The sequence below is a fragment of the Achromobacter sp. SIMBA_011 genome, assembly GCF_046535435.1.
Classification (GTDB): Bacteria; Pseudomonadota; Gammaproteobacteria; order Burkholderiales; family Burkholderiaceae_B; genus Achromobacter; species Achromobacter dolens.
The window spans coordinates 1-244 of record NZ_JAWRWN010001068.1; the positions used below are offsets into that span (position 1 = coordinate 1).

At 58.6% G+C, this 244-nt stretch carries 1 protein-coding gene; it reads left to right on the forward strand.

What is annotated here, in order from left to right:
• The coding region (locus tag SB816_RS34300) for an HNH endonuclease (protein WP_410548536.1) at window positions 1–244 on the forward strand (244 nt) is incomplete at both ends.

Below are 244 nucleotides of genomic sequence, written 5' to 3' on the forward strand. Positions count from 1 at the left end.
GCAGTACGGCGAGCAGTTGCGGCAGGAGCGCATGTGGAACTCGATGCGTTACCGTAAGCAATGGGCCAAGCTGTACATGTCGCAAGGCGGGTTGTGTGCGCATTGTGGCTGTGCTCTAACGGACGATACAGGCTGGCACGATCATCACCTGGAGTATCGGGTGCATGGCGGCACAGACGCTTTGTCTAACCGGGTGCTGTTACACCCACACTGTCACCAGCAGGTCCACGCTGCAAAGGTTGCG